A 10,126-nucleotide genomic window follows, 5' to 3' on the forward strand; every position below is an offset into this window, starting at 1 on the left:
ATCGTTGCCCGCCCCGCCAAAAGCCCGATCGGCAAGATCGGTGCCGGCGAAGCTGTCCGCGAAACCGGTCAGCAGGAACCCTTCGATCCCGACAAGGACTTCGCCCACCACATCCCCGGTCGCCAAAGCCGGGTTGGCAAGATCGATGCGGATGGCCACGGCGCTGTCCTCGAAGCTTGCAAAGTCAATGCCATTGCCGCCATCAAGCCGGTCCGTCCCACCACCGCCCACAAGCGTATCGTTGCCGTCGCCGCCGAAAAGCAGGTCGTTGCCAAGCCGCCCTTCGATCAGATCGTTGCCTTCCATGCCGACGATGTTGTTCGCCTGCCCGTCGCCACCCAGACTGTCGTCGTAAGGGCTCCCTTCCAGATCCTCGATCGCCACATAAGTGTCACCCGTGGCCTCGCCCGTGTTTCGCGAAGGATTGCCAATGTCAGCCACAAGACCCGTGGGAGATTCGCGGTAGGTGACCCGATCCCGGCCCATACCGCCGTCCAGAGTATCGGCCGCCGGACCCCCCAGGAGCATGTCATTGCCGTTGCCGCCAAAAAGGCTGTCCGTTCCCAGACCCCCCGACAGACGGTCGTTGCCGTCCATCCCGTTGATTCCATTGTTTTCGGTGCCCCCCGTCAACATGTCGGAAAAGGCAGACCCGATGATGCCTTCGATCGAGATGAAGGTCTGTCCTGCCGCGATGTTGGTGTTGTGATTGAGGCTCTCCAGATTGACCCGGATCCCGGCTGTCGCCCCGCTCAGGATGACCCAGTCAAAGCCCGCGCCGCCGTCGATCGTGTCCGCCCCGGCCGATACGACGAACATGTCGTCCGCAGCACCACCGGTCAGCAGGTCCAGCTGGTTCGTTCCGTGGATCAGGCCTTCGGGGTCGGGTCCCGATGGGGCCGCATGCCAGAGGCCGACGAAGTCCGACAGCTGGAAGCTTCCAGGCAGAAGCGGCATGCCGTTCGGGGTGGCAATCTCCAGCGCTTCTTCGCCCCAGGTGATCAGCGCCCCGGTGGCGGTGGCGGTAATCGTCAGCGCCGCCAGCGAATGGATCGCCCCCCAGGCCGAAAGGTCGATCCGGTCGATGCCGCGCTGATAGTCGGCGATCAGGTCATAGGCGCCATCGGCGGTCAGCACGAACAAGTCCTGACCCGCGCCACCGAAAATACTGTCGCTGCCCGCACCATCGCCCAAGACGTCCGAACCCTGACCGCCCTCGATCTGCTCGGCCCCCTCGCCCCCAAGGATCATGTCCGACCCCGTAGTACCGGTCAGCGTCGCGGCATCTGGCCCGCCGGTCTGGATCGGGGCCAGCGTGCCGGGGTCGATCCGCAGCCGCGTGATCCCGGTGCCTTCGCAGGCGACGAAAAGCTCGATCACGCCGCCGGTCACATGCGCGGTCATCGCGGTGATGTTGTCCAGCGTCAGCCCCGGTAGCTGCAGCTGCTGGCCGCAGTTCAGAAGCTGCCCGTCCGGCGTCAGCATCATGACCGTTATCCCCTCGTCGCCCCCTCCGGCGATGACGAAGACCCGGTCTCCCACCTGACAGACAGCCAGCGCCTGCACCCCCTGAAAGCGGGTGTCGAGCGTGTCGATCACATGGTCGGCAACCCACATCGACCCGTCAGGGCGAAGCCCGATCACGCTGACCGAAGACGATCCGGCAGAAGCGACCACAAGGAAAGTGTTGCCCCCGATCTCGACCACTTCAACCGCCGAGGGGTCAGCGATCCCAAGACCCTCCGGCGCGCCGACCATCCGGGGATTGCCAAGCGTGCCGTTCGCACCCACCGGAAAGGCGCGCACGACATCTGCTTCCAGCGAAAGGCTGATCAGGAACCGGTTGCCCCCCACCGTCACCGGGGTAAGCGCCGAGATGTCCACCCCGGTATGGGGTCCGTCCAGCACGCACGATCCAACCAGCGTCATGCTGCCGTTTGCGCCGACCGTATAGGTGTGGATGGTACTGTCCCCCATCCGGGCAGCGTAGAAATACGTCACACCGCCGATCTGCATCACGGTCTGGGCCGCGATCGCCCCCCCAAGGCTTCCCGGCAGTTGGACCGGTGCGGACAGCGATCCGTCCCCCGCAATCGCATAGGCATGAACCCCCGCCTGGTTCGCGCCGGTCACCACAAGATGCACCGACCCGTTGATCACCACCGTTTCCAGGACCGCCTCGGCCGGAAGGCTGGAGCCGGGGGCGAGGTTCTCCTGATCGACCACCCTCATCGCGCCGTCGACATCCAGCGCCATGACCCCGCCGCCCGCCCTTGTGGCGGTGTAAAGCAGGACGTTTCCGCCCTGCACCACCAGCTCCAGATCCGAAATGCCCGACACCATGTTCAACGGCGCAGCCGTGAACGTCTCCACCACCTGGAAGTTCAGCACCCTAAGCCCCACTACACCCAGTTACCCGGGGGCAAGAGTGCCTTCGAGAGCAGTCAGAGCCGATGATCTGAAGGGGGCGCAATCTGGGCGATTGCCGGGGATTTTCGGCAAAGCCACATCAAAAGCTGCAGAACTCCGGGGCTTCGCCCTCAGCGCCCGACGCCGATGTAAGCCGTGAACCCGGCCTCGCGGACCTCGGCCGGGTCATACACGTTGCGCAGGTCGGCCAGGTGTGGGGTTGCCATCTTCCGGGCAAGCTTAGCCAGGTCGAGGCCGCGGAACTCGTTCCACTCGGTCAGAAGCACCACAAGGTCCGCATCGTTTGCCGCCTGATAGGGGTTTTCGATCCACTTCACGCCGGGCAGCAGCGCCTCGCCCTCATGCTTGCCCTGCGGGTCGCTTACCCGCACTTTGGCGCCAGCCCCGACCAGCGCCGGGATAATGGTCAATGACGGCGCCTCGCGCATGTCGTCGGTGTTGGGCTTGAAGGTGACGCCCAGCACCGCGATCGTCTTGTCGCGCACCGATCCGCCGCAAAGATCGACGATCTTGTCGATCATCCGGCGCTTCACCTCGTCATTGACCTTGATCACGGTCTCGACGATCTGCATCGGCGAGGCATGGTCTTGCCCGATCCGGGCCAAAGCCTTGGTATCCTTGGGGAAACAGCTACCGCCATAACCGGGGCCCGCGTGCAGAAACTTGTCGCCGATCCGCCCGTCCATGCCAATACCCTTGGCAACGGCCTTCACGTCGGCCCCCACCCTTTCGCACAGGGCAGCGATTTCGTTGATGAAGGTGATCTTGGTCGCAAGAAACGCGTTCGCCGCGTACTTGATCATCTCCGCGCTCTCAAGCCCGGTGTAGACCATCGGAAACTCGCGCAGGGACAGGGGCCGGTAAAGCTCGGCCATCACTTTCCGCGCCTTGCCCGACTCCACACCCACCACCACCCGGTCGGGGTGCATGAAATCGTCGATCGCCGCCCCCTCGCGCAGGAACTCGGGGTTCGAGGCCACATCGAACTTCGCGTCCGGATTGGCCTCCTTCACCACCTCGCCCACCTTGCGGTTGGTGCCGACCGGGACCGTGGATTTCGTCACGATCACCGCATATCCGGTGAGCGCCCGCCCAATCTCCTCAGCCGCAGCCATCACATAGGTCAGGTCCGCATGCCCGTCGCCCCGCCGTGTCGGAGTGCCCACCGCAATGAAGACCGCCTCGGCGCCATCGACAGCCTGGACGAGATCGGTGGTGAACGACAGCCGCCCGGCCACGGTGTTCTTGGCGATCAGCGCCGAAAGGCCGGGCTCGAAGATCGGCACTTCGCCCTGGTTCAGCCGCTCGATCTTGCCCGCGTCCTTGTCGACGCAGATCACATCATGGCCAAAGTCCGAAAAACACGCCCCCGAGACCAGCCCGACATATCCCGTCCCGATCATCGCGATGCGCATCGTTCAGTCCTTCTGCCAGTCAGGCGCATGTCTATGCAGGGCCACGAAGGGTGTCAAATGGCAGCGGCGATCTCCGCCGGGATCCTGCGCCACCGCTCAAAAATGCGTCGGGCCGGTCGTTGCGACCGGCCCGATCTCAGCCTGACATGCCCGGTTCAGTACTCTGTCCCGAACTGCTGCACCCCCACCGCCAATCCGACAACCGAGGAAACTCCGCCGACGCTGACGTAGTGATTGGGCGTCACAAGACTGGTGACGGCGGGCAAGTCCGTTACGACTGTGCCGGTCGCCACAGCTCCGGTTTCCAGATAGGTGACACGATAGCTGACCCGCTGCGCCGTGCCGGGCGGGGAGTATAGCTGCAGGAAGTACGTGAAGAGCCGGTCTGCGTTCGGCTTCGGGAAGGCCGCACCAAGGGCGATTTTCGTCGCCGTGCCCGTCCCGTCGTTGTGCATGAACTGCACCTGAGTGTCAGCAGAATCGTACCCGATCCCGAACATGCTCAGCATGGTCGAAGGGTTGATATCGGTCGGCCCGACACTGTCCCGCATCCCCATGAAGAACCGGTGGCTCGCGTTGGTTACACCGGTCGAAGGCCCGGCATGGCCGCTGAAGTAGAAGCCGCCCTCCCAGGCGCTGGCCCCACCGACCGACAACTGCGTGGCATTGTGCCGCCATCCCGCGACGGCCGTGGCAGCCGCAGTGGTGACCAGATACTCGATCCGGCGCAGGCGGTTGCGGCGCGACCCCACCGATATGTTGACACCCGTCGCCGTACCGGTGGGCGAGGAACTGACGCCAAGCGCGGTTACCCCCGTTCCGACACCGACCGAGAAGTGGCCGAAAACCCCCCGACCGGTATAGGGCTGCAGCAAAGTCTCCCCACCGCTGTCAGAAAGGTATGCCAGCATTTTCAAATCGTTGGCGAACGCGGCGCTGTAAAGCTTCAGCCCACCAGCAGCCGGGGCGACAGGCGTTGCAATCGCCGGAAGCCGAAGCTGCCCGCCCTCGATCTCAACATCCGCGGCCCCCGCAAAGGCCCCGCCGTTGTTCCACTGGATCTCGCCCGACACCCCGCCAGGCGCACCGCCGCCGCCACCCGCAGGCGCAGCCCAGGTGCCATCCGCCCGCAGGAAGTTGGTCGTCCCGCCACCCGACGCGGGCGCAAGCCCCTTGGCCCCGCTGGTGACCGTATCCAGAAGCGCGGTCGCCTGCGTCCCGCTCAACGCTTCCGGAACCCCGGTCCCCGCCGTCGCGCGGCCAATGAAGCGCGCAGTCGCCACATCCGCCATCTTCGCAAGCGAGACCACCCCGGCATCGATAGTCCAGGTCACACCCGACCCGCTGACGGTGATGTCCCCCTTGTCGCCGTCACTGACCCCGCCACCACCAGCTGGCGCGGCCCAGGTTCCGTCAGCCCGAAGGAAGTTGGCCGTTCCCCCGCCCGACGCAGGCGCAAGCCCCTTCAGCGACGTGGTGAACGTGTCAAGAAGCGACGTCGCCTGAGCACCCGTCAGGTCCTCGGGATCACCCGTACCAGCCGTCGCCCGGCCCTTGATCGTCGCCGTGGCCATGTCCGCGGCCTTGGCGTTCGTAACCGCATTGCTGGCAATGGTCGTCGCCCCATCGCCCACCGACGTCACGTCGCCCGAATGGTTCGGGTGGCTATAGTTGTTCGCCCCCGCCGCGATCCCGTCGAGCTTGGTCTTGTCCGCCGCCGCCATGAACCCCGCGGCCGAGCCGGTCGCAGCCGCATGCAGCGCCCCACCAGAGCGGCTCCCGTGCGCCGTGTCATCGAACCGCGCCGCAGGCAAAATCCCCGCGGTCAGGTCGGCCGCAGACCCGCTCGTCGCAACCCCGGACAGCCCGGTAATCGTGCCCGCCGCTTGCGTCCCGGTATGCGTCGCGCGGTCGCGCAGGCTTGCGTCCGAAGCGTTGGCCGTCGCCCCGTTCGCCACGTTCAGGATACCCCGCGCCTGCGCGGGCGTCAGCACCTCGGGCACGCCGGTCCCTGCCGTATCGCGCCCAAGGAACGTGTCGGTCGCCACATCAGCCATCTTGGCCAGCGTCACCGCACCCGGATCGATCGTCCAGCTCGCACCGCCACCGGACACGCTGATGTCGCCCTTGTCGCCATCGCTCACGCCGCCGCCGCCCGCGCCCACCGCCAGCGTCACGCCAGCCGAGCGGACCTTCACCTCACCCGTCGTCGTGTTCAGCCACAGCGTCCCATCCACCGGCGCGCCCGGATCAGCCGCCTGGCCCCCCAGATGCACCAGCCGCGGCAGCGTCACCTCGCCCGTGGCCGCATCAGCCTCCAGCGCCGTGAACCAGGCCGACCCGTCAGCACTGACCTTGACCGAGAAATCATCCGACCCCGCCGTCCCCATCTCGGCCCGACCGCCAAAGCCGGTCTGGAAGAGAAGGCTCGCCGTATCCGCCGCCGCCGCCTTGTTCAGCTTCAGCTGATGCCCCGCACCTGCGTGATTCAGAAGCGTCGCAGGGGACGACACCGAAAGCCGGTTCGTTGCATCCGCCGTCGCCGAAACCCCCAGCCGGCCCACCGTCAACGGCCCATCCGACAGCGCGATCCAGGTCAGGCCGTTGAAAAAGGCCATCTGGCTTTCCGCCATCACATAGGCCTGCCAGCCCGGCAGGGCCTGGGTAAACTGCCACCCCGCCTGCGTGTACATCGCGATCCGGCCCGACTGGCCGACCCATGGGCCCGTCGCCCCCGCCGCCACGATATGCCGGTCGCCGATCGACGGCAGCGCCGGAGCCGTCGTCAGCGTCCGGTTGATCACCGCCAGCTGCACGATCAGGTCCAGCTGGACCAGGGCCTCGTTATGGGTGACATGTTTCTGCGCCTGAGCCGGAAGGATCAGGGGCAGCGACAGGATCGTGGTATCGTCGGGCATGAAAACCTCCGGGGATCGCCTTGATGGGGGACCCTAGGGAAGCTTCGTTCACACCAGCTAAGTGGGGCGTGCGGAGGGGGCGGGATAGGCGCAACGCCAGACCCGACGCGCAGGCCGGGGTTCAGCCCGACTCCCCGCGCCAAAACCAAGCTCGGGTGATCGATTGCCTGCTCCCTCCGAATGATGAGGGAAAACGGTCCCCTATATTGTGCTAGATGGCATCCAGGCGCTGTGACGCTCCAGCCGGCATCCTTACCGCCACCACACGCTTAGCAACGGTTGCGAGCGATGACTTCGGCTACAGTTAGCGGCTGATAGCTGTCCTCAGGCGCCGCGAAGGGATGGGTCAGCTCAGCCTTCAAACGATCAAAAGCCTCCGCCTCCGCCCGAGCCTTATCGCGCCGGATCAGATCGCGGACATACTCGCTGACGTTCTCGTAGGACCCGTCCTCGCCGAGATTGGCCGCCACAAACTCGCTTAGCGCGCCGCCGACACGGACAGTCATGGTCGTAGTGCGGGACACGGGTCGGCCTTCTGCTGTTGTAGTATTCAATACAGTCAAAAATGAAGACGGCTCAAGTCCAGGCTTGCTCGCCAGCGCCACTTCCACCCCCAACCCCTAACAAATCCCTAACGCCCCCATAACCCATTGAAATCCCTCTCCCTCACCCGTTGTCCCACCGTGGGACACCGGCGGAAGCCCCTTGCGGCCCCCTCACCCCAAAGCCAACCCAGCCGCAATCGCCCACATCGTGCAGCCGACCCCGATCTCCAGCCAGACCCAGGCGACGGGCCGGGCGAACAGAGGCGCCAGGAGCCGCGCCCCGAACCCCAGCGCCGTGAAGAAACTGAGCGACCCGCAAGCCGCCGCGATCCCGAAGGCCAGCTGATGCGGCGCATACTGGGCCGAGATCGACCCGATCAGCACCACCGTATCCAGATAGACATGCGGGTTGGCCCAGGTCAGCAGCAGACAGGTCGCCACCACCCGACCCAGCGAAGCCGACGTAGCCTCCGACGGCCGCAAAGCCTCGCCCCCCTTCAGCGCCGCCTTGAACCGGAGCGCCCCATAGACCAGCAGAAAGACGACCCCCAGCCACCGCATCGCCTCGCCGAACCACGGCAGCCGCGCGCTCAAGGCCCCGAATCCAGCCACCCCCGCCCCGATCAGCACCGCGTCCGAGACCGCACACACCGCCACGACCGCCGCCACATGCTCCCGCCGCAAGCCCTGCCGGAGCACGAACGCATTCTGCGCCCCGATCGCCAGGATCAGGCTCAGCGACACCAGATACCCATGCATCGCCGCTTCAAGCACGGGACAGGCCCTCCAGCGCTGTCATCGCGTCCCCCCGCCGATCCCACTGCACAAAGAGATGGTCATGGTGATAGCCCGCAATCACGTTGCAGCTGATCCCCTCCGCCGCCAACGCCTTGGCAAAAGCCGCCGTCAACCCCACCGCCGCCAGATCGCTTGCCACCGTCAAGCTGATCCGCGCCCAGGGTTCTGACTCGACCTCCGCCGCCTGCATCGCCAAAAGGGGAGCCACCACCGTCAGCCCCTCCCTCTCGGCCACCATCGCAAAGAGCTGAAACGGCAGCGCCCCACCGGCCCAGACCGCAAAGCCGTAAGGCTCCGGGAAAAGCTCCGGCTCCATCGTCTTCAAAAGCACCGCAAGATCACGTTCCGCCATCGGTCCCTCCGTCACCCTTGACCTAACGGCCCCATACGGCACACTCCAGTTAATCTTCCTGCTCTTGATTAAGTTCAGCTAATGCTAGACCCCGCCCAGCTCGCCGCCCTCGCCACCGTCCACCGCCGCGGGTCCTTTGACCTTGCGGCGGCCGAGCTCAACGTCACCCCCTCCGCCATCAGCCAACGCATCAAGGCGCTGGAGGAACTGACCGGCACCCTCCTCATCCGCCGCGGCCAGCCCTGCACTGCCACGGACACCGGCCTCCGCCTCATCCGCCACCATGATGAAGTCGCGCTCCTTGAGCGCACCCTGACAGCCGAGCTCCCAAGCCTAAACCCCGGCCCCGCCACCCTGCGCATCGCCGTCAACGCCGACAGCCTTGCCACCTGGGTCATCCCGGCGCTCGCCGCAACGGAAGGCTTCCTTTTCGACCTCGTCATCGACGACCAGGACGTGAGCCAGGATTGGCTGAGACGCGGCGAAGTGGTGGCCGCGATCACCTCCCACCCCGGCCCGCTGCAGGGCTGCGACACGATCCCCCTCGGCGCACTCCGCTACCGCACCACCGCCTCTCCCGCATACATGGCCCGCTGGTTCCCCGAAGGCGTGACACCCGAGGCCCTCGGCAAAGCCCCCGCGCTCACCTTCTCGGACAAGGACCGCCTGCAGGAGCGCTGGATCGCCCGCCAGACCAAAGGCCACGCCAAACGCCCCGCCTTCCCCAGCCACCGCATGGCCTCGTCCCAGGCCTTCGTCGACGCCTGCCTTACCGGCCTCGGCTGGGGCATGAACCCCGAGCCGCTTGTCGCCGCCCACCTCGCCTCAGGCGCCCTTCAGGAACTTGTCCCGGATACCCCCCTCGACGTCCCCCTCCACTGGCAGTTCACCCGCCTGGCCGCCCCCGCCCTAGCCCCGGTGACCGAAGCGATCCGCCACTCCGCCCGCGGGATGCTGGTCGGCAGCCGGTCGGTCTAAGGGGTAGCTTTGGGGGACCGAACGGTCATCCAGGCTGAAAAGGCAGAATGCCCGTGCTACCCTCAGCAAAGATAGAGGTACCGCACATGACATCCGTTCATCACATTGCTCTGACTGCGAGAAGCTTGGAGAAAAGCTTGCCATTCTATGACGGCCTGCTTTCGATCCTTGGTTACGTCAAGGTGTACGACACGGAGAAGCTCGCTGCTTGGTACATAGCTGGTCAGCCTGAAATTCTCCTGTATCAGGCGACGCCGGACGGAGCGCAGCACAAACACAACCTTTATCAGTCAGGTTTTCACCATCTTGCATTCATGGCCGCCGAGCGTCAGGTTATTGATCATGTTTATGATTGGCTGGTTTCGGGTGGCTTCTCCGTCCTGGATCCTCCCAAGAGCTACCCCGACTATCCAGGAAACTACTACGCCGTCTTCTTCCTGGACCCGGACGGACTTAAGTTTGAGGTCATGAACAATTGAGTTGCCAAGTCGGCTTTCCGGTCCGAGCCGTCTCCAAGGGGCTTATGCCAGCTGAACGAATGACCACTAAGGCCGGTGGGTTCAACTGATCGACGCAACACACTCTGCGAATCTCTCTGCTGGGGTTTGATATTGCAAGGTCTTGCGTGGTCGTTCGTTCAGCTGTCTGGCAATTGCGCTGAGTTTTGCCTGTGAATGGACAGATAGATCG

Annotated in this window: 8 protein-coding genes and 1 pseudogene; 2 read left to right on the top strand and 7 right to left on the bottom strand. The window is 65.2% G+C overall.

Features of this window, described 5'->3' with window-relative positions:
• The 6 genes from ACRCSW_RS13665 to ACRCSW_RS13690 all read right to left on the bottom strand — a co-directional run.
• The coding region (locus tag ACRCSW_RS13665; RefSeq protein ID WP_438705907.1) for a calcium-binding protein at nucleotides 1-2,391 on the bottom strand (2,391 nt) is incomplete at its 3' end.
• A gap of 149 nt (nucleotides 2,392-2,540) precedes the next feature.
• Entirely contained in the window at nucleotides 2,541-3,845 is a 1,305-nt protein-coding gene (locus ACRCSW_RS13670; protein ID WP_438705909.1) for a UDP-glucose dehydrogenase family protein, read from the bottom strand.
• A 155-nt stretch (nucleotides 3,846-4,000) separates the two neighbouring features.
• A complete protein-coding gene (locus tag ACRCSW_RS13675) occupies nucleotides 4,001-6,763 on the bottom strand; it encodes a DUF2793 domain-containing protein (protein ID WP_438705911.1) in 2,763 nt (920 codons plus the stop codon).
• Between the two features lie 269 nt (nucleotides 6,764-7,032).
• Nucleotides 7,033-7,287 (bottom strand): ribbon-helix-helix domain-containing protein, encoded by a 255-nt coding sequence (locus ACRCSW_RS13680; RefSeq protein ID WP_438705913.1) that lies wholly within the window; start codon nucleotides 7,285-7,287, stop codon nucleotides 7,033-7,035.
• A 192-nt stretch (nucleotides 7,288-7,479) separates the two neighbouring features.
• Nucleotides 7,480-8,082 (bottom strand): LysE/ArgO family amino acid transporter, encoded by a 603-nt coding sequence (locus ACRCSW_RS13685; protein WP_438705914.1) that lies wholly within the window; start codon nucleotides 8,080-8,082, stop codon nucleotides 7,480-7,482.
• Nucleotides 8,075-8,458, bottom strand: coding sequence for an ACT domain-containing protein (locus tag ACRCSW_RS13690; protein ID WP_438705915.1), 384 nt, complete (start codon nucleotides 8,456-8,458; stop codon nucleotides 8,075-8,077). The genes ACRCSW_RS13685 and ACRCSW_RS13690 overlap by 8 nt, the downstream gene beginning before the upstream one ends.
• Nucleotides 8,459-8,539: 81 nt before the next feature.
• On the opposite strand from ACRCSW_RS13690, the gene ACRCSW_RS13695 reads away from it, so the two are divergent.
• Both ACRCSW_RS13695 and ACRCSW_RS13700 read left to right on the top strand, forming a co-directional pair.
• On the top strand, nucleotides 8,540-9,436 hold the full coding sequence (locus ACRCSW_RS13695; RefSeq protein WP_438705917.1) for a LysR family transcriptional regulator ArgP: 897 nt from the start codon (nucleotides 8,540-8,542) through the stop codon (nucleotides 9,434-9,436).
• Between the two features lie 86 nt (nucleotides 9,437-9,522).
• On the top strand, nucleotides 9,523-9,915 hold the full coding sequence (locus tag ACRCSW_RS13700) for a VOC family protein (protein ID WP_438705918.1): 393 nt from the start codon (nucleotides 9,523-9,525) through the stop codon (nucleotides 9,913-9,915).
• Between the two features lie 81 nt (nucleotides 9,916-9,996).
• Here the strand turns inward: ACRCSW_RS13700 and ACRCSW_RS13705 are convergent.
• A pseudogene (locus tag ACRCSW_RS13705) lies at nucleotides 9,997-10,126 on the bottom strand (IS30 family transposase); the annotation flags it as partial.

It is taken from the genome of Tabrizicola sp., assembly GCF_051645465.1.
GTDB lineage: Bacteria > Pseudomonadota > Alphaproteobacteria > Rhodobacterales > Rhodobacteraceae > Tabrizicola.